We start from the raw sequence: 23,783 nt of genomic DNA on the forward strand, positions 1-23,783 counted from the left end.
CGAAAGGACGTCGGCCTCAGACCATCTCGGCCAGCTGCGCCATCTGGGCGATGCCAGGCTTGGTGTGCCGCGCCAGCCTCTCCCGCGCATCGTCCAGCGCCGCTGATCCGGGGTGACCGGGCGGCACCCGGGCCGGGTTCAGCGCGACCCGGTCCGACCACTCCTTGACGTCCGGCTCGGACGAGAAGGACATCGCCGCCTGAGTGCCGAGGACGTTCATCCGCGCCCACGACGCCATCGTGTTGCCGAGGGGGCTCGGCGGGCAGAGCCGGTTCTTCTCCGCGTCGGAGTCGCGGGTGGCCTCCACGTAGCCCGCGATGGCGGCGCCGAAGCACGGGAAGCCGGCCCGGATCGGCTGCAGCGTGATCGCCTCGGGACCCCAGACCGGGACCAGGGGCGGATACTTCAGGCCGTCGGCGGCGCAATGGACCACGAGGGCGTCATCGGCGACAGCCACCGATCCGTCGGCGAAGCCGAGGGAACCGCGGTCGACGTGCTGGATGTGGCCGCGGCGTACGACGTTCTCGACCGTACGCAGCTGCTCGAGCTCCCAGGTCGCCAGCGTCGGCGCCTTCGCCATGGTCGGCATGACCGAGCGGTCGATGCGGAGCATGATGCCGGCGTCCTCGAGCCGGAGGAACAAGTCCTCGGGCGAGGTCGACCGCTCCGCGGCCGCCATCGTGTCGGCGGCCATGCCGAGGAAGATCGCGGGATCGGGCTGGACGACGGCACGGTTGATCATCCACGGGTCGCGCGGCCGCACCCAGCAGATCGCGTCGGGGTCGACGCCACGCGAGAGCAGCCAGATGCAGGCGTCGGTCGCGGTCTTGCCGGAGCCGACGATGACGTACTGGCTCGGCGCGTCCTCGAGGCGCGCGAGCTCGTTGACCGGCAGCACCCGGGCATCGTCCGCGACACCGAACGGCGGCGGCTTCTCCGCGGGGATGCTGGGCGCCAGGTAGCGAGCATCGACGACCCGGGCACCGGGCATCTCGACGCGCTCCCCCGAGATGTGCGAGACGACGGCGTTGTCGCCGACGTACTCGCTGTTCGGGAAGAACTCGACCTTGCCGGATTCCACCATCCGGTCGAGCACCCGCGCGTAGTAGGCACAGATCTCCGGCTGCGTCGCCCGCTCCTGAAGGCCCGCCTCCGGCCCGCGCTGCTGCAGCTGCCCGCCGCCGAGCAGGGTCGAGGCGACGCCGTAGAAGGCGGAGGCCTGGTGCAGACGTACGAACGGGTACGCCTCCAGCCAGTGCCCGCCGACACCGTGGCGACGATCGACCAGGGCCACGCGCACGTCGGCATGCTCGATCAGGGCGTCCGTGAACGCCATCCCCATGGCGCCGGCACCCACCACCAGGTAGTCCACCTCAGCCGTGCGACTCATGGCTCCACCCAAGCACGGCGCGGACCTTCGCGGTCAATAGGCAGAAGGAGCTATACCCGGTCTCGGGCACACGCGATCAGCGCCCCGAGATCGAGACCGTAGGTCGGCCCATCCCCCTGCCCGTACGCCTCCAGTCGCCTCGCCGCCCTCTCGATGAGCCGCGCAGCACCGACGGCGTTGCCGCGCTCGTGGTGGGTCAGCCCGACGCACAGCTGGGCCAGCCCCTGCCACAGCTCACGCTCCTCCTCCGGGCACGATTTCCACCGGACCTCGAGCGCCTCATGGGCGGCGAACGGGCGGCCGGCGTCGAGGAGCTCGCGGGCGTACGCCAGGGTCTCCTGCGGCGGAAGCGGCTCCTCGGAGATCGGCTCGACACCGACCTCGCCATAGGGCAGCGGTCGTCCGAGCGCGTCGCGCGGGCGAGCCTGCTGTGCCCGCCCCTGCTCGTTCCGATCGCGATCGCCCACCACGGCTCCACCCTAGGACCCGCCGGCATAAACCGATTGCGTGGGCGGCCGTGGCCGGTGACTCTCGGCCCATGGAGTTCTTCTGCTACCACCGCGATCGCCCGGGATCGACGCCGCTGCGCACCGAGATGGTGGAGGAGCACTGGGCCTACATGGACCGGTTCGCGGAGACGATGATCGCCCGCGGCCCGACGTTCTCCGACGACACCCTCACCGGCAGCGTGCACATCCTCGATCTCCCGGACGCCGCCACGGCTCGCGCGTTCGCCTTCGAGGAGCCCGGCTACCAGGCCGGGGCCTATCGCGACGTGATGCTGCGGCGATGGAGCAACTCGCTCGGCCGGACCATGTGGGACTTCGACGGCCGACCCGACAGCGGCCGCTACCTCGTCCTCGGGTTCACGGAGCCGACGCCGGACCGTCTCGACCTGCCGAACGGCGACGCGCTGATCGCGGCCGGGCCGCTGCTCTCCGACGACGGGACCGTGATGGTCGGCGCGGCCGTACTGCTGGAGGCCGCCTCCGAGACGGCCGCGCGGGCGGTCCTCTCCCCCGCCCTGTATGTCGGGGTCGAGGTCCATCAGTGGGAGTTCGGCGGGCGGCGCACGTGAGAGCGCCACAACCGGTAACGTCTCCGGCATGACCGGCACACCAGGAATCGACGTCGCTGTCCCGCCGTCCGGCACCGGTTGCGCCGAGTGCCTCGCGAGCGATTCCGGATGGTGGTTCCACCTCCGGCGGTGCGCCGAGTGCGGGCACGTCGGTTGCTGCGACAGCTCCCCGGCACAGCACGCCAGCCACCACTTCCGCGAGACGGGCCACCGCTACATGCAGAGCTTCGAGCCCGGCGAGACATGGTTCTGGGACTTCGAGAACCAAGAGGCGCTGAAGGGCCCGGCGTTGGCCGAGCCGACGAGTCGGCCCGAGTCGCAGCCCGCGCCCGGGCCTGCGGATCGCGTCCCGCAGGACTGGCAGCTGCACCTGCACTGACCCTACATACACGAAGGGCCCCGACCGCAGCAGCGGTCGGGGCCCTTCGTGGTGAATCAGGAGACGCGGACGTTCTCGGCCTGCGGACCCTTGGGGCCCTGCGTGACGTCGAACTCGACCTTCTGGTTCTCGTCGAGCGACTTGTAACCGTTGGTCTGGATGGCGGAGAAGTGAACGAACACGTCCTCGCCGCCACCGTCCTGAGCGATGAAGCCGAAGCCCTTGTCAGCGTTGAACCACTTGACGGTGCCCTGAGCCATGATCTTTTCCTTTGTTCCGTGCCGGGGGCACTGTGCCCCGGGCCGCTGAAGACATCCATCTGTGCTGATGTCCAGCGAACCGAAAACCAGGAATAAGAGATACAAGCCGCGACGTGGTGTGCGGCCAGGACGGCTTTCAGAGCCATCCCTTCAACACGATCAACAGTACGCCATCGGGCCCGGGATCGTGGTTTCCACGAGATCCCGGGCCCGGCGGGTCAGACCCGCGCCGCCTTCTCGCGCGTGCCCTCGGCGTCGAGCAGCCGGATCGCCTCGTCGAACTCTGCGTCGATCGCCGGGTTCTCCTTGTAGGTCACCAGGCTGACCGCCACGGCGACGATCGTGTTGAGCACGAAGCCCGGCACGATCTCGTACATCTGCGAGCTGAGCGCCTCGATGTTGCCCCACACCACGACGGTGACGGCGCCGACGACCAGACCGGCGATCGCACCGGGCGCGGTGAGCTTCCGCCACCACAGCGCCAGCAGGATGATCGGGCCGAAGGACGCACCGAAGCCCGCCCAGGCGTACGCGACCAGGTCGAGCACCGTGCCGGTCTTCGGCCACGCCAGGAACGCCGCCACCACGGCGATGCCGAGCACGGCGAGCCGGCCGAACAGGACCAGCTGGCGGTCGGAGGCGTCGTTCTTGAAGACCGCCTTGTAGAGGTCCTCGACCAGCGCCGAGGAGGTCACCAGGAGCTGGGAGGAGATGGTGCTCATGATCGCGGCGAGCACGGCGGCCAGCATGATGCCGGCGATCAGCGGGTGGAAGAGGATCTGCCCCAGGACGATGAAGACCGCCTCCGGGTCGTTCAGCTTCTGGTCGGGGTTCTGCTGGTAGTAGGCGATGCCCACGAGCGCGGTGCCGACGGCGCCGAACAGGCTCAGCAGCATCCAGCCGATACCGATGCGCCGCGCGGAGGCGGCCTCCCCTGCCGTACGCAGGGCCATGAAGCGCACGATGATGTGCGGCTGGCCGAAGTAGCCCAGGCCCCAGGCCGCCGCGGAGATGACACCCAGCGCGGTCGCGCCTTCGAGCATGCTCAGGCGCGAGGGGTCGACGGCGCGGATGCTGTCGACGGTCTCGGCCGGCCCGCCGGTCACGAAGACACCGACGACGGGCACCAGGATCAGCGCGAGCAGCATGATCGCGCCCTGCACGAAGTCGGTGTAGGAGACCGCGAGGAAGCCACCGAAGAGCGTGTACGCCACCACGACCGCGGCCACCACCAGCATGCCGGTGTGGTAGTCGGTGTTGAACGAGCTCTCGAAGAAGACGCCGCCGGCGACCATGCCCGAGGAGACGTAGAAGGTGAAGAACACCAGGATGACGGCGCCGGAGGCCATCCGCAGCAGCCGCGTGCTGTCCTTCAGCCGGTTCTCCAGGAAGCTCGGCACGGTGATCGAGTCACCCGAGACCTCGGTGTACGTCCGCAGCCGGGGCGCCACGACCTTCCAGTTGAGCCAGGCACCGACGGTCAGACCGACGGCGATCCAGCCCTCCATCAGCCCGGTCGCGTAGATCGCACCGGGCAGCCCCATGAGCAACCACCCGGACATGTCCGAGGCACCCGCGCTCAGCGCACTCACCATCGGGCCGAGGTCGCGGCCGCCCAGCATGTAGTCGTCGAGGTTCGAGGTGCGCCGGTACGCCCAGGCGCCGATGCCGAGCATGGCGACCATGTAGGCCACCAGCGCCAGCATCTGATAGGTCAGGTCTGACATCAAAACTCCAAAATCGGGGGAAACGCCGCCGCAGAACCTAACCCGTAGACCGCGTTTGAGTGTGATCGGCGCCGCACAACCGCGCTACGCCACGCCTGAGGCCGGTTGGCGTCGGCGTGTCGACCTCGTCAGTTGCTGGTGGCGCTTGGCTTCGCCCCTCAGTGGGCAGTCATGGAGCGTCGGGCGCGGTGCCGGCGTACGGCGGCCCGGTTGGCGCAGCGGACGGAGCAGTAGCGCTGTCGTCCGTTGCGGGTGACGTCCGCGACCACCGCGGTGCAGGGGTCCCCCTCGACCTGCCCGGCGGCGCACCGGCTCAGGCGATGGATGCCGCGAGTGGTCAGGTGAAGCGCCGTGCCCACGCTGATCACCGCTCGGAGCACGTCGGGAAGCGAATCGTTGGTGTCGTCGCGGTAGTGGATGTGCCACCCCTCCCGCCCGTGGTCGGTCAGCCGCGGATACGCGGTCGCCTGCGCCATCAGGTCGTTGAGCAGCCGCGCCCGTGCTGCAGGCTCCGGCGCATCGACGACTCGGAGCCACTCGTCGATCACCAGCCGAGTGCGCCGATGGTCGTCCGGAGACTCCCCGAAGTCCATCGTCATCCCGAACTCTCGCGTCCGGGCCTCGATGCCGGCACGGTCCTCGGGCCAGTCGTTGGCGAGCGACGCGGCCATCAGAACGGCGTACTCGCCGTAAGGGTTGAGGTGCATAAGACCATTACAGCAAAGTGGCAGGCATGACCGACATCGCAGCAGAGCAGTCCCGGGGCGATCACGCTCTCCACGAGCACGGCTGGGTCACCGAGTCCAGCCACCAGACGTCGGAGGGTCGAGTCCTCTACGTGCGCTGCGGCGAATGCGGCGTACGTCGTGTCGACCTGCAACCGCACCCGCTCCTGCCGCCGCGGTCGCTGAGCCGCGAGCAGGGGTGAGGCGAGAGAAGATCGCGGAGGGACTACCGAGTCAGTCGGTCGACCGCGTCCAGGACGTGCCTCCACGTGTCCAGCGACGGGTCGCCCCAGCCGTCGTGGTCGGCGCCGTCGACCACCTCGAGACGTACGCCGGGGTGTGCTGCCACGTAGCGCTCGGAGATCGCGAGCGGGATCACGGTGTCGGCGGAGCCGTGGAGGATCTGCACCGGAACCTGCGGAGCGAGGCCGAGCGGGTCGGCGGCGGCGTACGCCTCGGGGGTCTCGGCCGGGCGGCCGCCGAGGAACTCCTCGACCGCGCAGTCGCCGAGGCCGTCCTCGCTCATCGCTGCCAGCGCAGCGGCCGGGGCCAGCGCGACGACCCCGGTGACCAGGATGCCCGGGCGGGAGACGGCCCAGAGGGCGAGCTGACCGCCGGAGGAGTGGCCGACCAGGGTGATCCGCCGGGGCGCGTCGTTGTGGACGGTCCACTCCCGGCCGCTGAGCTGGATCGACTCGATGGCGGTCTCGACGTCCTCGAAGGCCTGCCGCCACTGGCCGGGGCCGTGCCGGTACTCCACGGTCGCGGTCAGGTGGCCCGCCTCGGCCAGCGCCCGGCCGGCCGACCAGGTGCGCATCCGGTCGGAGTCGCGCCACATCCCGCCGTGCAGCAGGAGGACGAGCGAGTCGGTCGCCTCGGCCGGCTCGAAGACGTCGGCGACCTGACGGGCGGTGGCGCCGTAGCGCATCGTCGCGTCGGGGTAGGTGGTGTCGGTCGTGGTCATGACTTCTCCTTGTTGTCGCCGCCGGGGGTGGCCGGGCGGTCGAGCAGCACGCTGACCGCGAGACCGGCCACCAGACCCCAGAAGGCGGAGCCGATGTTGAAGACGGTGATGTCGGCGACGGTCACCAGGAAGGTGACGAGCGCGCCGGTGACGTGGGGACCGCTGAAGGCGGTCTGGAACGCGCCTTGGAGCGGCTTGAGCATGGCGAGGCCGCCGAGGGCGGCGACGTACGCCTCGGGCATGGTGGTGATGACCCGCACCATGCCGGGGGCGAGCAGCCCGAACCCGATCGCGAGTACGCCGCACCAGACCGCCGCGGCGTGGTGCCGACGCCGCTCCCCCGAGGCGGTGACCAGCGCGTTGGTCGGCCCGGCCAGGCAGGTGGAGACTCCGCCGAACGGCGCCGCGATCAGGGAGGCGACGCCGCACCAGCCGGTCACCTGGTTCATCCGCGGGTCGTGGCCGGCGGCGCGCAGCACCGCCATGCCCTGGCCGTTCTGGACGATCAGGACGGTGATGAGGAGAGGGATGGTGAGCTCGACGAAGGCGGACCCGGTGAAGACCGGGGTGGTCCAGACCGGATCGATCACCCAGCGCCCGGAGACCTCGACGGCGGGCCGGTCGGCGAGGCTCACCGCGACCGCGCCGACGGCCAGCGCCACGAGCACCGCGGGGAGCCAGCGGACCAGCCGCGGGATCGCGCTGACGGCGACGAAGGCGACCACCATCGGCCCGGCGACCGCCAGGTCGCGGTCGACGGCGAGGACCAGGTCGGTGCCGAAGCGGAGGAAGACACCGGCCACCATCGCCATCACGATCGGCATCGGCAGCAGGTGCATCACCCGGTCGACCTGCCGGGTCAGGGCCAGCGCGACCAGCAGCAGCGCGGCCATGACGAACCCGCCGACGGCCTCCGGCCAGGTGGTGCCGGCGGCCATCGCCTGGCCGACGACCACCGTCCCGGGGATGGTCCAGAAGTAGACCAACGGCTGTCTGCTCCAGCGCGAGGCGGCGATCGTCAGGACGCCGTTGAGGCAGAAGACCGCGCTCACCCAGGAGGCGACCACACCGGCGGAGAGGCCGGCGCCCTGGCCGACGGCCAGGATCACCGCGACCGGGCCGGTGCAGGAGAACAGGAACCCGATGAAGCCGTTGACCAGCTCGTGCCGGCCCAGGTCGCGTCTCAGGCCGGTGCGGGGCTCGCGGACGAGGGTGCTCATGGTTCCTCCGTCGGCTCGGCGGCCATCGCGGCGAGCTCGGTCCGGCTGCGTACGCCGAGCTTCGCGTAGATGCGGGTCAGGTGGTACTGCACGGTCTTGGGCGAGACGAACAGCTGCGCGGCGACCTCGCGGTTGGAGAGGCCCGAGGCGACCATCTCGGCGACGGTCTCCTCCTGCGGGGTCAGGTCGACCGGGCCGCGCTGGCCGCGCGGTGCCCGCACTCCCCCGGCGCGCAGCTCGCGCTCGGCGGCGTCGACGTACATGGTCGCGCCGAGGCCGTCCCACAGGTCGCGCGCGGACGAGAGCAGCACCTCGGCGTCGCGGCGGCGGCCGGCCCGACGCAGCGCCTGGCCGTAGGCGAAGGTGATCCGGGCGCGCTCGTAGCGCAGCGGCAGCCCGTCGAGCAGCTCGAGGGCGCGGTCGAACGTGTCGCGGACCCCGGCGAGGTCGCCACGCGCGCCGTGCCAGCGGCCGCGGGCGGTGGCCAGCCTGGCCTGGGCGGAGCGGTGCTCCTCCTCGCGGGCACGGGTCTCGTGGGGGCGCAGGAACTCGTCGGCCTCGTCCAGGCGGCCCTCGGCGACCAGCGCTGCGGCGTACGTCTCGGCCCAGGGCCAGATGGCCGGCTCGCTCAGGACGCTGCCGGCCGGGGCGTGGGTGAGCGGCTCGAGGATGCGGAGGACGGCACGGAAGTCGCTGCGCGCCTCGGCGATGTGGGCGCGGGCCAGCAGCGCGGGGACGCGCATGATCTCGTAGCCCTGGGCGCCGATCTCGGCGGCGCGGGCGGTGCGGGCGGCGTCCTCCCAGCTGCCGCGCAGCAGGTGGGTCTCGGTGGCGGTCCACTCCAGGAGCGGGGTGACCAGCGCGATGCCCGACGTCGTGGCGAGCGCTCGCCCGGCCGCGACCGTCTGCAGGGCCGCGTCGACCTCGCCGGTCAGGAACTGCACCCGCGCCAGCCAGGCCAGCGCCCACATCGCGATCCGTGTCGAGCCGCCCAGGATCCGCGGGTCGGTGACGCCCTCCAGGCGGCTGCGGCTCTCGTCGGGCTCGTCGGTGAGGACACCCAGCCAGCCACGACCCATGGTGACCCGCTGGGTCTGGGCGCTGTGCCCGACGCGGCGGGCGGCCAGGGCGTACGCCGCGTGGGCCTCCTCGAACCGGCCCGACATCGCCAGCCCGAGCCCACGGATGGCGGCCGCCTCGACGCCCGCCGCCGAGTCGCGGCCGGCGAGCGAGATCGCCCGGTCGGCCCAGGTGACCAGCTCCTCGCCGCGGCACAGCGCCAGCGAGTGCAGCACGTGACGGGTCGCGATCAGCGCGGCGGTCTCCGGCTCCCGGTCTGGGTTGACGATGTCCCAGGCGCGCTTGAGTCGCACCTCGGCCTCGGTCGCCCGGCCCCGCAGAATCGCCAGGTAGGCGAGCACCGCGTCGCGCAGCGGCGTCTCGCGCAGGCCCTCGACCACCGGCACCAGAGCCGCGGCACCCATGCCGTCGCCCGCCGCGACCAGGGCGTCGACGGAGCGGATCAGCCGGTCGTCTCGCCGCACCGGGTCCACGGTGAGCCGGCTGGAGTCGCGGTAGAGCGCAGCGGCCTGCGCCCAGGCGCCCTCGTCACCACGCCGCTGCGCCAGCCGGGCGACCTCCTCGGCGAGCACGGCGTCGGGCACCGGGGTCGCGGCGACGAGATGCCGAGCCCGCCGGACCTCGTCATCGACGATCGCGGCCGCGCGCTGGTGCGCGTCGGCAGCGCGGCGAGCGCCCATCGTGCCGAGCACGGCGACACCGACCAGCGGCGTACGCCATCGGGGGCGGTGGTCGCGGGTGGTCTCGACCAGCCCGGCCAAGACCAGGGCGTCGACCGCGGACAGCGGGTCCTCGAGCCCGGCGAGGGTCGCGGCCTGGCCCAGCGACGCGTCCTCCCCCAGGATCGCGAAGGCCTCGGCGAGGGCACGACCCTCGGCGCCGCAGCCGGCGAGCGCGACCTGGACCTCGTCGCGTACGTGGACGGGGGCGGGCAGCTGGGTGTCGGGCCGTGCCCAGCGGCTCGGCGGGAGCTCGTCGAGCAGGGCGACCGCGTCGCGCGGGCTGCCGGCGGTGTGGCGGGTGAGGACCTCGGCCATCGCCGGGTGCAGGACCCGGCCGCGCAGGGCGGCGAGCTCGCCGATCGCAGTCGCGTCCAGCCCCTCGATGCGTACGGTGTCGGCGGCGATCTCGCCGAGGAACGGGGTGCTGCGGGTGGCCGCCAGCACCACCAGCACGGGTGCGTCGCGGTGGCGGCGCAGCGCGGAGGCGATCGCCTGCAGCGAGAGCGTGTCGGCGAGATCGGCGTCGTCGACCAGGACGAGACCGGACTCCTCCGCACACTCGGCCAGGGCTCTCGCGACCAGGATGTCGGCCGCGGCGACCGCGTTCTCCGGCGGGTCATCTCCCAGCAGCTGGCGCAGCACCGAGCCCGGGCAGTCCTGCTCCCAGGAACCCGCGCGGGCCTTCAGCGTCGGCGTGGTGACCCGGTCCGCCAGACCGCGCAGCAGCGCGGTCTTCCCCAGCCCCGGGTCCCCGAGGACCAGGACGGCGGTGGCGCCTTCGGTGCGAGCGGAGGCCAGCCGCGAGGTGAGCTCGACGAGCTCCTCCTCGCGACCGACACAGCCCGCTCGCTCTATGAGCACGGTCACACCCTAGGCCTCCTCAGGCCGGCAGGCCGTCGTCGAGCGCGACATCCACGACCGGCTCCTCCGGGGAGCGCGGGACCGCCACGGCGACCACGGCACCCAGCAGCGCGACGCCGGCGAAGATCTGGAACGCGGTCGTGCTGCCCACCCCGGCAGCGACGAGCGCTCCGCCGATGATCGGCCCGACGATGCCGCCCAGCCGGCCGAACCCGGCGCACCAGGCGACGCCGGCCCCGCGGGCTCGGGTCGGGTAGTAGTTGGCGACGAGCCCGTAGATCAGCACCTGGGTGCCGATCGTCCCGACACCGGCGATCGCCACGGCCGCGAACAGCACCCCGAGCGGCAGTCCGAGCGGCAGGAGCAGGAGCATCAGGCTGGCGAGCACGAAGGTGGTCGCGACCACCGGCTTGGCGCCGGTCCGGTCGGCGACGTACGAAGCCAGGAGGCCGCCGAGGATGGCGCCGCCGTTGAGGACCAGCAGGAAGGTGAGCGCGTACGCCTTGCCGTAGCCGTTGTCCTCCATGATCTTCGGCAGCCAGGTGTTGAGCCCGTAGGTCAGCAGCAGGCCGGAGAAGCTCATCAGGCCGAGCAGCATCGTCGGGAAGGCCAGCGGCCGGCGCGCGAGAGCGCCGAAGCCGACCGCGTCCGTCGCCGCGGCGGCACGCGCCGCCTCCACCGTCTGTCCTCGGGAGTCGAGCCACAGCTGCGACTCGGGCAGCTTCGCGATGGCGAACGGAAGCAGCAGGACCAGCGGCGCGGCGCCGATCGCCATCAGGATCCGCCAGTTGGAGCCGCTCGGGTCGACGATCAGGGCCATCAGCGAGGCGCTCACGCCACCGGCGGGGATGCCGCTGTAGACGATCGCGTTGAGCCGGTTCTTCTGCTCCGGCGGCGCGAACTCGGCGACCAGGGCACCGACCGTCGCCAGGATCGCGCCCAGGCCGATGCCGGTGAGGAAGCGCAGGATGCCGAAGACGGCGATCGACTGCGCGAACGCGGTCGCGGCCATCCCGATCGAGAACCAGGTGATGCTGGCGAGCACGACCTTGCGACGGCCGATCCGGTCGCTCACCGCGCCGGCGCTCAGCGCGCCGACGAGCACGCCGACCAGGGCATAGCTGCCCAGCGTGCCCGCCTGACCCGCGGAGAGCTGCCCGATCTGGGACGGATCGGCCATCAGGGTCGGCAGCACCGTGCCGTAGACCACGAGGTCGTAGCCGTCGAACATCAGGGCCAGCGCGGAGAGCGCGACGACCCAGGCGAGCTGGCGCCGGTTCTTGTCGTGCGTGTTTTCGGTGTTGTCGGGCATCGGTGATCTCCATGGGTGACGCGAGCGCACTCGCGAAGGGAGGGACGGCCCCGAGAGAGGAACCTGGTGGCTCAGCCGAGGTCACCGCCGGCGACGGGCAGGACCGTGCCGGTGATGTAGGAGGCCTCCTCGGAGGCGAGGAAGCAGATCGCGGCGGCCTGCTCGTCGAGCGTGCCGTAGCGATGCATCAGTGAGGTCTCGAGGGTCTGATCGATGTGGGCCTGGAACCATGCCTTCTCGGTGTCGGTCCGGGGCGTCGGTGTGCCCCGGGAGATCCTTCGCGGGGGCGCCTCGGTGCCTCCCGGCGCGGTCGCGGCGACCCGGATGCCGGCACCGGCATACTCGAGCGCGAGGGAGGCGGTGATCGCGTTGATCCCACCCTTCGCGGCGGAGTACGGGATCCGGTGGATGCCCCGGGTCGCGGCCGAGGACACGTTGACGATCACGCCGCGGCCGCGCTCGACCATGCCCGGCAGCGCGGCCCGGCACGCGTAGAGGGTGGTCATCAGCGACCGGGTGATCTCGGCGTCGATCTGCTCGGCGGTGAACTCCGTGAACGGCTTGAAGTTGATCGCCCCGCCGACGTTGTTGATCAGCACGTCGATCCGCCCGTACGCGGCCAGAGCCTGCTCCACCAGCGCGGCCGCGCCCTCGTAGTGCTCGAGGTCGCACTCCACCGCGCTGGCGGTGCCGCCCTGGCCGGTGAGCTCGTCGGTGACCTCGGCGACCAGCGGGGACCGGTCGGCGAGCACGACCTTGCCGCCCTCGGCGGCCACCCGGCGGGCCACCTGGGCACCGATGCCCTGGGCAGCCCCGGTGACCACCACGACCTGCCCGGCGAACCGCCCCGGGGTGATGAACCTCGGCCTGGTCGCGGCGGCCGACTCGGCCATCGCCCGCCGCATCGTCTCCTTGGACCGCTCGCTGTGGGCCTTGATCAGGTCGCGTGCGGCGTTCCGGTCGCCGCGCTCGAAGGCCTCGACGATGTCGAGGTGGTCCTGGGTGCACCGCGGGTGGCACCAGGTGGCGTTGCGCAGCACGTCCTCCATCCGGCCCTTGACCCCGAGCGCCTGGTAGGCGGCCAGCAGATGGCCGTTGCCGGTGAGGGTGAACAGGTAGTCGTGGAAGGCCGCGTTCGACTCGGTGTAGCCGTGGGCGTCGAGGAACCAGTCGCCGTCGACGTACGGCAGGGTCGACTCGGCGAGCAGCCGGTAGCCGGCCAGCTGCTGGGAGTCGAGCCGCCCGATGGTCAGATCGAGCGCCCCCACCTCCAGCGCCGCCCGCGCCTCGAAGATCGCGTCGGACGCGGAGATGTCCGGGTGCTCCTCCCCGATCGTGTAGCCATCCTCGGTGGTATCTCCGCCCCCGCTGGTCGAGCCGGCTCCCCCGCTGGTCGAGCCGCCGGAGCCGCTAGGCGGAGGCCTGTCGAGACCAACAGAGTCGTCAACCGCGAACACCTCCTGCCCGCCAATGGCTCGCGCCTTGGGAGACTCGATCAGGTCCTCGACCGTGTTGGTCTCGACACCGGCCACTGCGTGTCCGGGCTCGACCAGCGGAGGAAGTACCAGCTGACCGGCGATGCGGCGAATCCGGTCGCCATCGTCGGTCGAGCCGCCGGAGCCGCTAGGCGAAGGCGTGTCGAGACCAACAGAGTCGTCGACCGCGAACACCTCCTGCCCGCCAATGGTTCGCGCCTCTGGGGACTCGATCAGCGCCGAGACTGTGTTGGTCTCGACACGCTCGCTGGCGCTCGCGGCTCGACCGACGGGGGTCGGGGCCTCATCGGCAGGGACGGCGAGGGCGAACTTCTCGTAGTAGAACCCGGTGGGCTCGATGCCGGCGCCGGCGACGTGCGTACGCACCGCCTCGACCATCGGGGGCGGGCCGCAGAGGTAGATCGCGACGTCGCCGTCGTGCAGGTCCTCCTCGCCGATCAGGCTCATCACGTAGCCCTTGTTGGCGGCGGTCGAGGCGGGGTCGGAGACGCAGTGGTCCCAGGTGAAGCCGGGGATCCTCGCGATCAGCTCTCCGACCTCGTCGAGCTTGACCAGGTCGTCGTGGGTGCTGACGCCGTAGACCAGCCGGCCGCCGCGGTCGCAGCCGTCGACCTCGAGCTGGCGCAGCATCGAGAGCACCGGCGCGAGCCCGGTGCCGCCGGCCAGCATCAGCACCGGCCGGCGCGCCTCGCGCAGGAAGAAGGAGCCGTTCGGCCCGGTGAAGGTGACCTCGTCGCCGACGGCGGCCCGCTCGGTCAGCCAGGTCGACATCGCACCGCCGTCGGTCAGCTTGACCAGGAAGACGAGCCGCTCCTCGTGCGGGGCGTTCGCGAAGGAGTACGAGCGGGTGACGTCGGTGCCCGGGACGGCGATGTTGACGTACTGCCCGGGCAGGAAGGCGAGCTCGCCCCGGTTGGGGATGTCGATGGAGAGCTCGACCGTGGTCGGGCTCAGCCGGTCCAGGCCGACGACGGTGCCGGTGTAGCTCGCGGCCCCGGTCTTGGCGACCTCGGAGGTGGTGGCGATCTGCAGCGTGAGGTCCGAGCGCGGCTTCATCGAGCACGGCAGGGCGTACCCCTCGGCGGCCTCCGCCTCGGACAGCGCGTCCTCGATGTAGGCGCCGCCGTCGTACTCCCCCGACTCACACAGCGCCTTGCACGTCCCGCAGGCGCCGTCGCGGCAGTCCAGCGGGATGTTGATCCGCTGCCGGTAGGAGGCGTCGGCGACGGTCTGGTCCTCACGCACGGTGATGAACCGGGTCACGCCGTCCTCGAAGGACAGCGCGACCTGGTGGGTCGCGACCCCGGTGGTCGGCTCGGTCTCTGTTGCAGTCATCGCGCGCCTCAGACGTGGTAGATGTCGACGACGTGGTGGATGTAGTCGTTCTTCAGCACCACGGTCTTGCGGCGGATCAGCGGCTGCTCACCGGAGAAGTCGATGGTGTAGAACGACGTGCCGTAGTAGGGGTCGACGGTCTTGTAGCGGAAGTACATGGTGTGCCAGTTGAAGCGCACGTCGACCAGGTCGCCGCGGCGCTCGATGACCTCGACGTTGCTGATGTTGTGGGACGTACGCGGCTCCGGCAGCGAGGTGGCCGAGGACCGCTCCGTACGGATCCGGAAGACGCGGTCCTCCAGACCACCCTTGTTGGGGTAGTAGATGAGCGACATCTCGGTCTGCGGGTCCTCGGTGAGGAGGTCGGCGTCGTCCCAGCAGGGCATCCAGTAGACGACGTCGTCGGCGTAGCACTCGAGCCACTTCTCGAACTCGCGGTCGTCGAGGAAGCGCGCCTCGCGGTAGAGGAACTGCTCGATCGAGTTCTGCGTGATGAGCTTCGTCCCGGTCGCGGTGTTCTGCTGCGTGAGCGTCATCGTCACTTCCCCTTCTCGTTCGCGATGGCCGTACGCATCTGGTCGGCCCACTGGGCGTGCATGACCGGGTAGAGGCCCTCGTCCTCGTTCTTCGCGCCGGCCGAGATGACACCCGGCATGTCCAGCGCCTCGGCGACCTCGTCGGGCCCGGTGAGCCAGTGCTCGGCGCCGCGGCTCATGTCGTTCCACGGCGCGGCGGAGGCCTGGTACGTCACGTAGCAGGAGCGGAACTCCTCCAGGTCGTCGGGCGTGGCCATGCCGGAGGCGTTGAAGAAGTCCTCGTACTGCCGGATCCGCCAGGCCCTCGACTCCGGGCTATCGCCCTTGGGGGCGATGCAGTAGATGGTCACCTCGGTCTTGTCGACGGAGATCGGGCGGAAGTGCCGGATCTGGGTCGAGAACTGGTCCATCAGGTACACGTTCGGGTAGAGCAGCAGGTTGCGGGAGCCCTTGACCATGAACTCGCCCTTTGCCTCGCCGAACTTCTCCTTGAGGGTGTCCATCTGGTCCCACAGCGGCCGGTCGGCCGGGTTGGCCGCCCAGGTCCACAGGCACAGGTGGCCGTTCGGGTAGGACCAGTAGCCGCCGCCGGCCTTGCCCCAGCTGCCGGCGTCGACGGTCTTGGTGGTGTTCTTCGACTCGCCGGTGTTGCGGCGCGAGGTCGTGGCGGCGTAGTTCCAGTGGGTGGCGGTGACGTGGTAGCCGTCGGCGCCGTTCTCCGCCTGGACCTTCCAGTTGCCGTCGTAGGTGTAGGTCGAGGCGCCGCGCAGCACCTCGAGCCCGTCGGGCGACTGGTCGACGAGCATGTCGATGACCTTGACGGTGTCGCCGAGGTGCTCGTCCAGCGGGAGCACGTCCTCGTTGAGCGAGCCGAACAGGAAGCCCCGGTAGCTGTCGAAGCGGGCCACGTGGGTCAGGTTGTGGGAGCCCTCGGTGTTGAAGCTCTCCGGGTAGCCGGCGTCGTCGGGGTCCTTGACCTTGAGCAGGGTGCCGTCGTTGCGGAACGTCCAGCCGTGGAACGGGCAGGTCAGGGTCATCCGGTTGTCGGTCTTGCGGCGGCACAGCATCGCGCCGCGGTGGGCGCAGGCGTTGATCATGCAGTGCAGCTCGCCGTCCTTGTCGCGGGTGATCACGACCGGCTGGCGCCCGATGTACGTGGTGAAGTAGTCGCCGGGGTTCGGCACCTGGCTCTCGTGAGCGAGGTAGATCCAGTTGCCCTCGAAGATGTGCTTCATCTCCAGCTCGAAGATCTCTTCGTCGGTGAAGATCCGGCGGTTGGCGCGGTAGATCCCGGCCTCGCGGTCCTCGACCACGGCGTCCGCCAGGACGTTCTCGATGTGGCCCAGGCTCTCGGTGAGCGGTGCGGTCATGGTGATGCCTCCAACGGGTGACGGTCACCACACCTTCGCAAGACGTGGCGACCGTCACACCAGGCGAATGCCCAGTCCCGACCTAGGCATCCATTGATCGCTCAGATCAATCAATACGCGCCAGTTTCGTCCTTGTTGTTTATCTATCGCAGTCCTAGTGTGGCGGGCATCACCACCTCGTGAGGAGCGTTTCATGGAGCTACGCCACCTGCGGTACTTCGCCGCCGTCGCCGAGACCTGCCACTTCGGCCAGGCCGCGGCGCAGCTGCACATCGCCCAGCCGGCGCTCTCCCAGGCGATCCGCCAGCTCGAGTCCGAGCTCGACGTCACCCTGTTCACCCGGACCACCCGCCAGGTCTCCCTCACCCCCGCCGGCGAGTTCCTGCGCACCGAGGCCACCCGGGTGCTGTCGGCCATCGACGACAGCGTCCGAGGCGTACGCCGCATCGGGGCCGGCCGCCACGGCCTGGTCCGCCTGGGCCTGACCGGCACCGCCTCGTTCTCGCACCTTCCGGGCATCGCCCGGGTGGTCAAGCGCGAGCTGCCCGAGGTGGCGCTCGAGATCCACGCCGACCTGCTCACGCCGGCCCAGTGCGAGCGGCTGCAGAGCGGGGCGCTCGATCTCGGCGTACTGCGACCGCCGGCGGTCGGCGAGGGCCTGACGCTGCGCACCCTCGAGGTCGAGCCGCTCGCCCTCGCCATCCCGGTCGACCACCGGCTCGCCGTCGAGCCGGTGGTGGCGCTCGCCGACCTGCGCACCGAGCCTTTCATCGGCTACAGCGCCCGCGACTCCGCGGTCAACGAGGCCGTCCTGCGCAGCTGCCGTGAGGCCGGGTTCGTGCCGCGCCGCGAGCACGACGCCCCGAGCACCGCGGTCCTGCTGGCGCTGGTCGCCGCAGGCCTCGGCGTCGCGGTCGTCCCCGCCTCGGTCCGGGCCCTGCCGCTGGAGGGCGTGGTCTTCCGCGACCTGCTCGACGCGGGCAGCGTCGAGCTCTCCCTCGCCTACCGCACCGACGACGACAACCCCGTCGTCGACGCCGTCATCGAGGTCCTCGAGGCAGCCGACCTGTTCACCGCACCCCGTCTGGAAGCTCCCCGGTCATGAAGATCACCAAGATCGAGGCGATCCCGTTCGCCATCCCCTACCGCAAGCCGCTGCGCTTCGCCTCCGGCGAGGTCCACACCGCCCGGCACGTGCTGGTCCGGGTCCACACCGACGACGGTGTCGTCGGCATCGCCGAGGCGCCGCCGCGGCCGTTCACCTACGGCGAGACCCAGGCCGGGATCATCGCCGTGATCGACCAGCTCTTCGCCCCGCAGCTCGCCGGGCTCACGCTGCTCGAGCGCGAGTCCGCCCGGGCGCTGATGGAGCGCACCGTCGGCAACCCGACCGCGAAGGCCGCGGTCGACATGGCCATGTGGGACGCCCTCGGCAAGACCCTCGACCTGCGGGTCGTCGACCTCCTCGGCGCCTTCACCGACCGGATGCGGGTCTCGCACATGCTCGGCTTCGACTCGCCCGAGGCGATGGTCGCCGAGGCGGAGCGGATGCGGGAGACGTACGGGATCTCGACGTTCAAGGTGAAGGTCGGCCGCTCCCCCAGCGAGCTCGACACCGCCGTCGTCCGCGCCCTGCGCGAACGGTTCGGCGACAAGATCGAGCTGTACGTCGACGGCAACCGCGGCTGGACCGCGGCCGAGTCCGCGCGGGCGATGAGGCAGATGGCCGACCTGGACCTGCTGTTCGCCGAGGAGCTCAACCCGGCCGACGACGTGCTCGGGCGCCGCTGGCTGGTCAGCCAGATCGACGTGCCGTTCATCGCCGACGAGTCGGTGCCGACGGCGGCCGACGTCACCCGCGAGGTGCTCGGCGGCTCCGCGACCGCCATCAGCATCAAGACCGCGCGTACCGGCTTCACCGGGTCGCAGCAGGTGCTCCACCTCGCCGAGGGCCTCGGGCTGGAGGTCGTGATGGGCAACCAGATCGACGGCCAGCTCGGCACCGCCTGCACGCTCGCCTTCGGCGCCGCCCACCGGCTGACCTCCCGCCGCGCCGGCGAGCTCTCCAACTTCCTCGACATGGCCGATGACCTGCTCACCGAGCCGCTCGAGATCCGCGACGGCGAGCTCGCCGTACGTCCTGGTGCCGGCCTCGGGGTCGAGATCGATCCGGAGAAGCTGGATCGCTACCGCACCGACAACTGAACACCAGACCCCACACCGCAACACGAGAGGACACACTCATGACCACCGACCAGACCCTCGAGCCCACCGAAGCCGCCACCGCCGCTGCCTCGGGCGCTTCCGCCACCGAGCGGTTCGCCGCCGACAAGTCGCCCTTCGAGGCCGTCAAGGACACCTCGCCGGAGCGCGTCGACCGGCTCGCCAAGCGCGTGCTCAACGCCGTCTACGACACGATCCGCGAGGAGAAGGTCAGCTACGACGAGTACAACGCGCTCAAGGCGTGGCTGATCCAGGTCGGCAAGGACGGCGAGTGGCCGCTCTTCCTCGACGTCTGGGTCGAGCACGAGATCGAGAAGGTCGCCACCGAGCACCGCGAGGGCAACAAGGGCACCATCGAGGGTCCCTACTACGTCCCCAACGCCCCCGAGCAGGGTGCCAACGGCACCATCCCGATGCGCGACGGCGAGGCCGGCACGCCGCTGACCTGGACCGGGAAGATCACCTCCACCGACGGCACCCCGCTCGACGGCGCCAAGGTCGAGCTCTGGCACGCCGACGCCGACGGCTTCTACTCCCAGTTCGCCCCGGGCATCCCGGAGTGGAACCTGCGCGGCACCTTCACCGTCGGCGCCGACGGCGCCTTCGAGATCCACACGATCCAGCCGGCGCCCTACCAGATCCCGACCGACGGCTCCTGCGGCAAGCTCATCGCCGCCGCCGGCTGGCACGCCTGGCGTCCCGCCCACCTGCACGTCAAGGTGTCCGCCCCGGGCCACGAGCTCCTCACCGCCCAGCTCTACTTCCCCGGTGACGAGCACAACGACGACGACATCGCCTCGGCGGTCAAGCCCGAGCTCGTGCTCGCGCCCGTCACCAACGACGACGGCTCGGTCAGCGTCGACTACGGCTTCGTCCTCGACCCGGTCCGCGGCTGATGCTCTACCACGTACGCATGGACGTCCGGATCCCGCACGACCTGGATCCGGACGTCCGCGACGACACCATCGCCCGCGAGAAGGCCTACGCCCAGGAGCTCCAGCTCGCCGGCAAGTGGCCGCACCTGTGGCGGATCGCCGGGGAGTACGCCAACTTCTCGGTCTTCGATGTCGAGTCCCACGACGAGCTGCACCAGATCCTCTCCGGCCTCCCGCTGTTCCCCTACATGGACGTTCAGGTCACGCCGCTGGCCAAGCATCCGTCGAAGGTCGATGGGCCGTTGGAACAGCACTAGAGTCCCGCCGGCAGATTCATCTCGACAACACGAAAGCCCCGTCTGAACTGGTGAACCACCAGGTCAGGCGGGGCTTGTCGGCTGGTGCGTGATACTGGGTTCGAACCAGTGACCCCTTCGGTGTGAACGAAGTGCGCTACCACTGCGCCAATCACGCATTCGCTGCCGCCGGAGCGGCTCGCTGCTGCCGAAACACTACCGCATCCCACCTCTCCGTTCACATTCGCCACTCCCCTGCGCACGATCCGCTGCGCCCAGGCCGCCTCGCCGGGCCCCGACGTCGGACATGCTCGCTGCCGCGGACGGGCAGATGCGACGTCAGGAACCTTCGGGGCGTGCCCAGCGGCCCCGGGTCTGGCTGATGTGGGCCTGCATCAGGCGCTCGACCTCCTGCGGGTCGTTCGCCTCGATCGCGTCGAGGATGAGGTCGTGCTCGCGCGCGGATTCCTCGAGCTCGCTGCCGTCGAGGGAGGACAGGCCGTAGAGCCGGGTGTGCGCCCGGAGATCGGCGATCAGCGCGCTGACCCGGGCGTTCCCGACATAGGCCAGGAGCTGGAGGTGGAAGGCGTGGTCGGCATCGGTGTAGGCCACCAGGTCGCCGGCAAGAGCACCATCGACGATCGCGCGCGCCAGGTCCCGCAGCTTCGGCATGTCCTCGGCCGGGATCTCCGCGGTGACCTTGGCCGCCAGCGGAGGTTCGATCAACATCCGCAGCTCGGTGATGTCGTCCAGGTCCGCTTCCCCCACGGTGGTGATGCGGTAGCCCTTGTTCGGCACGGTCGTGACGAGGTTCTCGCGCACCAGGTCGAGCATCGCCTCACGCACCGGGGTCGCGGAGACACCGAACTTGGCGCCGAGCGCCGGAGCGGAGTAGACCTCCCCCGGCTCGAGCTCGCCGGACACGATCGCGGCGCGGAGCGCCCGCGAGACTCGTTCGCGCAGGCTGACCTTCTCGAGCTGCTGCAGATTCGTGATGTGCACCGACACTGTCATCTCCTGATCACCGGACAGTGCGATCTTATGCGTCATTGTCATGTCACGTGGCACCGTCGCTCTCGGTCGGGGCGGTGGCGAGGGTCTCCAGGGACACGGGCGCTGCAAACGTACGCTTGGCCAGTGGCGCCAGGTCCGACGTCGTCAGCGCCTCGCCGACCGGTTTCGCCAGCTTCGCCGCGGCGAAGCCGCAGACCCTGCCCTGACACCAGCCCATCCCTGGGCGTGCCAGCAGCTTGACCGTGCGGGCATCCGTGGCGCCGAGCTCTCGCCTGGCATCGCAGATCTCACCGAGGGTCGTCTCCTCGCACCGACAGACGGTGGTGTCCTGCCGGAGCCAGTCCTGCCATCCGGCAGGAACAGGGTGGGCTCGATGCATCGCGGCCGCGAACCTGCGTCCACGGGCGATCTGCCGCTGCAGGCGCCGCACCGACGCCTCGGAGACGGGGCGTCCGGCGTCGCGGCTCGCCGCCAGGGCGGCGAGCTCGCCTTCGGCGATCGCGAGCAGCGCTCCCCCGACCCCGGTCGCCTCCCCCGCGACGTACGCGCCGGGGACATCGGTGCGCTGCCAGTCGTCGACGTTCGCGACCAGCGACTCGTCGACGTCCACGCGCGTCGACGCGCCGACGGCGGTGATCAGCTCGAGCGACGGGGTGAAGCCCCACCCGAAGGCGACCAGGTCGACGTCGAGGTCGGGGAGGCTGACGTCGGTCCGCAGCCGGCCGCTGCGATCCAGCCGTCCGACACTGACCGCGCCGACCTCGGTCTCACCGTGGATCGCGGTGACCACGGTGCGCATCCGGTAGGGGATGCGGTGCTTCGCGAGCAGCGCGGCGTACTCGACCGCCTCGAGCGCCTTCGACGGCACCGCCGCGGCGTCGATCGGACGCCGCGCCCACCCGGAGAGCGAGCCGGCCTCGCAGATCGCGACGACCTCGGCGCCCGCTTCGGCCAGACCGGTGGCGACCGGCAGCAGGAACGGACCGGTGCCGGCGACCACCGCACGCCGCCCGGCCACGCTCCTGTGTGCCTTCAACAGCGCCTGTACGCCACCAGCGGCCATCACGCCCGGCAGCTCCCACCCGGGGACCGGCAGCTGCCGGTCGTAGCCGCCTGGGCACAGCACCAACGCGGCGGCACGGACCCGCGGCAGCCGGGTCTCGCCATGGACCGCGGTCAGGTGGAGCGCAAAACCCTCTCCGGCAGGCTCCACGAACCACACCTGGTGACCGGAGACCAGCTCGATGCGTCCGGTCGTCGCGGCCGCGGACTCCAGTCCGTGCAGCCTGGCGCGCAGGTCCGTGAAGCGCGACCACAGGTGCTGGCCCCGGCCCTCGTCCGGACGCGGGTGCTGCTCGTCGGGGTGCCGCCAGAACTGACCACCGGGCTGCGTACCGGCGTCGACCAAGGCGACCCGCAGGCCGTGCTCGGCGGCGGTGACGGCCGCGCTCAGCCCGGCAGGGCCCGCCCCGACCACGGCGAGGTCGAACTCAACCACGCGCGTCCACCTCCCTCAGTCCGCCGCTCTCGAGGCGCATCCCGTCGCGGACCGGCACCAGGCAGGCACGCTGGTTCGGGCGTCCGTCGACGGTCACCAGGCAGTCGAAGCAGACGCCGATCCCGCAGAAGAGGCCGCGCGGACGGCCGCCGCGGCGAGTGCTCCGCCAGGATCGGATCCCGGCGTCGGTGAGCGCGGCGCCGACGCTCTGGCCGGCGGCTGCGGTGATGGCGACACCGTCGAAGGTGAGGCTCACCTGGTCGGTCATGACACCTCCTGGAGGCTGAACCGTTCGGGGCGGAACGGCGTGATGTCGATCGTCGGAGTCGCTCCTGTCATCGCCTCGACCAGGAGCTTGGCGCTGCCCACGGAGAGCCCGATGCCGGCGCCCTCGTGCCCGGCGACGTGGGCCAGGCCGGGCGCGCGCGGGTCGGTGCCGATCACCGGGAGGTGGTCGGGGCAGTAGGGCCGGAAGCCGAGATAGGTACGCATCAGGGCGACCGGCGCCAGGCCGGGGTAGAGCGCCAGCGCCTTGCCGGCGATCTCCCGCAGCGCCGGCAGCGAGACGGTTCGGTCGAAGCCGACACGCTCGCGGGACGACCCGATCAGCACGGTCCCGGCACGCGTGCCCTCGATGACGGTGGAGGTCTGCAGGCCTTCGTCGGAGCTCTGCGTGCTGGCGACGTACTCACCGGCGTAGACCTTGTGGAAGACCGTCGGCGGCAGCGGTTCGGTCACCAGGATGAAGCCGCGCCGTGGCAGGACCGGCACCTCGACGCCGGCGAGGGCAGCCAGCTCCCCCGCCCAGGTCCCGGCGGCGTTGACGACGTGCCCCGCGGCGATGTCACCACGGTCGGTGCGGACCCCGGTGACGCGATCGCCGTCGCGGAGGAACCCGGTGACCGTGGTGCCGGTGCGTACGCGTGCGCCCAGCTCGCGGGCCAGCCGGAGCAGGTGCGCCGCCATGAGCATGGGCTGGACCTGGCAGTCCTGGGGATAGAACGCGGCGCCGGCCAGATCGGGGGTCAGATGTGGTTCGAAGTCGTGGATCTCGTCGGCCGCGACCTCGCGTACGTCGATGCCGGCAGCGCGCTGCCGCTCGGTCAGCTCCGTCAGGCCCGCCATGCCGCCCGCGGTCGCCGCGACCACCAGACCGCCCTTCTCCTCGAACTCCCACAGCCCGCCGAACTCGCCCAGCTCGCCGCGCCACAGCTGGTGCGAGAGCAGGGCGAGGTCGAGCTCGGGGCCGGCCTCCTTGTCGGAGACCAGCAGGTTTCCCTCGCAGGCGCTGGTGGTGCCGCTGACGATCGAGCCTCGCTCGACGACCTCGACCGTGAGGCCGGCACGCGTCGCGAACCAGGCGGTCGCGGCCCCCAGCGCGCCGGCGCCGATGACGACGACGTCCGGATGCGTACCGGGCAT

At 71.0% G+C, this 23,783-nt stretch carries 23 protein-coding genes and 1 tRNA gene; 7 read left to right on the top strand and 17 right to left on the bottom strand.

Annotated features, from left to right (window positions below; translation table 11 throughout):
- Positions 1 to 16: 16 nt before the first annotated feature.
- Both G5C66_RS00935 and G5C66_RS00940 read right to left on the bottom strand, forming a co-directional pair.
- Entirely contained in the window at positions 17 to 1,390 is a 1,374-nt protein-coding gene (locus tag G5C66_RS00935; protein WP_165108795.1) for an NAD(P)-binding protein, read from the bottom strand.
- A gap of 50 nt (positions 1,391 to 1,440) precedes the next feature.
- Positions 1,441 to 1,857: a DUF309 domain-containing protein gene (locus tag G5C66_RS00940; RefSeq protein ID WP_338144025.1), complete on the bottom strand. Its 417-nt coding sequence runs from the start codon at positions 1,855 to 1,857 to the stop codon at positions 1,441 to 1,443.
- Positions 1,858 to 1,928: 71 nt separating this feature from the next.
- Here G5C66_RS00940 and G5C66_RS00945 point away from each other — a divergent pair, with 71 nt between their 5' ends.
- Positions 1,929 to 2,468, top strand: coding sequence for a YciI family protein (locus tag G5C66_RS00945; RefSeq protein ID WP_165108799.1), 540 nt, complete (start codon positions 1,929 to 1,931; stop codon positions 2,466 to 2,468).
- A gap of 28 nt (positions 2,469 to 2,496) precedes the next feature.
- Positions 2,497 to 2,847, top strand: a complete 351-nt coding sequence (locus tag G5C66_RS00950) for a UBP-type zinc finger domain-containing protein (RefSeq protein ID WP_165108801.1) — start codon at positions 2,497 to 2,499, stop codon at positions 2,845 to 2,847.
- 56 nt (positions 2,848 to 2,903) lie between these two features.
- Here the strand turns inward: G5C66_RS00950 and G5C66_RS00955 are convergent, their stop codons facing one another.
- The 3 genes from G5C66_RS00955 to G5C66_RS00965 all read right to left on the bottom strand — a co-directional run bounded on the left by G5C66_RS00955 (position 2,904) and on the right by G5C66_RS00965 (position 5,541).
- Positions 2,904 to 3,107 (bottom strand): cold-shock protein, encoded by a 204-nt coding sequence (locus G5C66_RS00955; RefSeq protein ID WP_165108803.1) that lies wholly within the window; start codon positions 3,105 to 3,107, stop codon positions 2,904 to 2,906.
- 218 nt (positions 3,108 to 3,325) lie between these two features.
- Positions 3,326 to 4,834 carry a sodium/proline symporter PutP gene (gene putP / locus G5C66_RS00960; RefSeq protein WP_165108805.1) on the bottom strand — a complete coding sequence of 503 codons (1,509 nt, stop codon included), beginning with the start codon at positions 4,832 to 4,834 and terminating at the stop codon, positions 3,326 to 3,328.
- A gap of 158 nt (positions 4,835 to 4,992) precedes the next feature.
- The gene (locus G5C66_RS00965; RefSeq protein ID WP_165108807.1) at positions 4,993 to 5,541 is read right to left on the bottom strand and encodes a CGNR zinc finger domain-containing protein; all 549 of its coding nucleotides are present in this window, start codon (positions 5,539 to 5,541) and stop codon (positions 4,993 to 4,995) included.
- A 26-nt stretch (positions 5,542 to 5,567) separates the two neighbouring features.
- Here G5C66_RS00965 and G5C66_RS00970 point away from each other — a divergent pair, with 26 nt between their 5' ends.
- Complete coding sequence (locus tag G5C66_RS00970) at positions 5,568 to 5,762, top strand: hypothetical protein (RefSeq protein ID WP_165108809.1); 195 nt, start codon at positions 5,568 to 5,570, stop codon at positions 5,760 to 5,762.
- 23 nt (positions 5,763 to 5,785) lie between these two features.
- On the opposite strand, the gene G5C66_RS00975 is transcribed toward G5C66_RS00970, so the two are convergent.
- The 7 genes from G5C66_RS00975 to benA form a co-directional block, all read right to left on the bottom strand.
- Positions 5,786 to 6,523: an alpha/beta hydrolase family protein gene (locus G5C66_RS00975; protein ID WP_165108811.1), complete on the bottom strand. Its 738-nt coding sequence runs from the start codon at positions 6,521 to 6,523 to the stop codon at positions 5,786 to 5,788.
- Entirely contained in the window at positions 6,520 to 7,743 is a 1,224-nt protein-coding gene (locus G5C66_RS00980; protein WP_165108813.1) for a benzoate/H(+) symporter BenE family transporter, read from the bottom strand. Before G5C66_RS00980 ends, G5C66_RS00975 begins: the two co-directional genes overlap by 4 nt.
- Positions 7,740 to 10,406 carry a LuxR C-terminal-related transcriptional regulator gene (locus G5C66_RS26680; protein WP_206443574.1) on the bottom strand — a complete coding sequence of 889 codons (2,667 nt, stop codon included), beginning with the start codon at positions 10,404 to 10,406 and terminating at the stop codon, positions 7,740 to 7,742. The genes G5C66_RS00980 and G5C66_RS26680 overlap by 4 nt, the downstream gene beginning before the upstream one ends.
- Positions 10,407 to 10,425: 19 nt before the next feature.
- Positions 10,426 to 11,718, bottom strand: a complete 1,293-nt coding sequence (locus G5C66_RS00990) for an MFS transporter (protein WP_165108815.1) — start codon at positions 11,716 to 11,718, stop codon at positions 10,426 to 10,428.
- Between the two features lie 71 nt (positions 11,719 to 11,789).
- Complete coding sequence (gene benC, locus G5C66_RS00995) at positions 11,790 to 14,549, bottom strand: benzoate 1,2-dioxygenase electron transfer component BenC (protein ID WP_165108817.1); 2,760 nt, start codon at positions 14,547 to 14,549, stop codon at positions 11,790 to 11,792.
- 8 nt (positions 14,550 to 14,557) lie between these two features.
- Positions 14,558 to 15,085, bottom strand: a complete 528-nt coding sequence (gene benB, locus G5C66_RS01000) for a benzoate 1,2-dioxygenase small subunit (RefSeq protein ID WP_165108819.1) — start codon at positions 15,083 to 15,085, stop codon at positions 14,558 to 14,560.
- 2 nt (positions 15,086 to 15,087) lie between these two features.
- Entirely contained in the window at positions 15,088 to 16,455 is a 1,368-nt protein-coding gene (gene benA / locus G5C66_RS01005; protein WP_165108820.1) for a benzoate 1,2-dioxygenase large subunit, read from the bottom strand.
- A gap of 193 nt (positions 16,456 to 16,648) precedes the next feature.
- Between benA and G5C66_RS01010 the strand changes: the two genes are divergently transcribed.
- From G5C66_RS01010 to catC, 4 genes are read left to right on the top strand one after another with little or no spacing between them, the layout of a single operon-like run.
- Complete coding sequence (locus tag G5C66_RS01010; protein ID WP_165108822.1) at positions 16,649 to 17,560, top strand: LysR substrate-binding domain-containing protein; 912 nt, start codon at positions 16,649 to 16,651, stop codon at positions 17,558 to 17,560.
- Positions 17,557 to 18,660, top strand: a complete 1,104-nt coding sequence (locus G5C66_RS01015) for a mandelate racemase/muconate lactonizing enzyme family protein (protein WP_165108824.1) — start codon at positions 17,557 to 17,559, stop codon at positions 18,658 to 18,660. Before G5C66_RS01010 ends, G5C66_RS01015 begins: the two co-directional genes overlap by 4 nt.
- Before the next feature lie 38 nt (positions 18,661 to 18,698).
- Positions 18,699 to 19,574 (top strand): catechol 1,2-dioxygenase, encoded by an 876-nt coding sequence (gene catA / locus G5C66_RS01020; RefSeq protein ID WP_165108826.1) that lies wholly within the window; start codon positions 18,699 to 18,701, stop codon positions 19,572 to 19,574.
- Positions 19,574 to 19,870, top strand: a complete 297-nt coding sequence (catC, locus tag G5C66_RS01025; RefSeq protein ID WP_165108828.1) for a muconolactone Delta-isomerase — start codon at positions 19,574 to 19,576, stop codon at positions 19,868 to 19,870. Before catA ends, catC begins: the two co-directional genes overlap by 1 nt.
- An 82-nt stretch (positions 19,871 to 19,952) precedes the next feature.
- Here the strand turns inward: catC and G5C66_RS01030 are convergent.
- The 5 genes from G5C66_RS01030 to G5C66_RS01050 all read right to left on the bottom strand — a co-directional run bounded on the left by G5C66_RS01030 (position 19,953) and on the right by G5C66_RS01050 (position 23,783).
- Positions 19,953 to 20,027 (bottom strand) — tRNA-Val (locus tag G5C66_RS01030).
- A gap of 161 nt (positions 20,028 to 20,188) precedes the next feature.
- Positions 20,189 to 20,863: a GntR family transcriptional regulator gene (locus G5C66_RS01035; RefSeq protein ID WP_165109281.1), complete on the bottom strand. Its 675-nt coding sequence runs from the start codon at positions 20,861 to 20,863 to the stop codon at positions 20,189 to 20,191.
- 43 nt (positions 20,864 to 20,906) lie between these two features.
- Positions 20,907 to 22,361, bottom strand: a complete 1,455-nt coding sequence (locus G5C66_RS26685) for an FAD-dependent oxidoreductase (RefSeq protein ID WP_165108830.1) — start codon at positions 22,359 to 22,361, stop codon at positions 20,907 to 20,909.
- Entirely contained in the window at positions 22,354 to 22,629 is a 276-nt protein-coding gene (locus G5C66_RS01045; protein WP_165108832.1) for a (2Fe-2S)-binding protein, read from the bottom strand. Before G5C66_RS01045 ends, G5C66_RS26685 begins: the two co-directional genes overlap by 8 nt.
- Positions 22,626 to 23,783 carry an NAD(P)/FAD-dependent oxidoreductase gene (locus tag G5C66_RS01050; RefSeq protein WP_165108834.1) on the bottom strand — a complete coding sequence of 386 codons (1,158 nt, stop codon included), beginning with the start codon at positions 23,781 to 23,783 and terminating at the stop codon, positions 22,626 to 22,628. Before G5C66_RS01050 ends, G5C66_RS01045 begins: the two co-directional genes overlap by 4 nt.

Origin of the sequence: Nocardioides turkmenicus (genome assembly GCF_011045035.1) — a bacterium.
In the GTDB taxonomy this organism is placed as follows: domain Bacteria; phylum Actinomycetota; class Actinomycetes; order Propionibacteriales; family Nocardioidaceae; genus Nocardioides; species Nocardioides turkmenicus.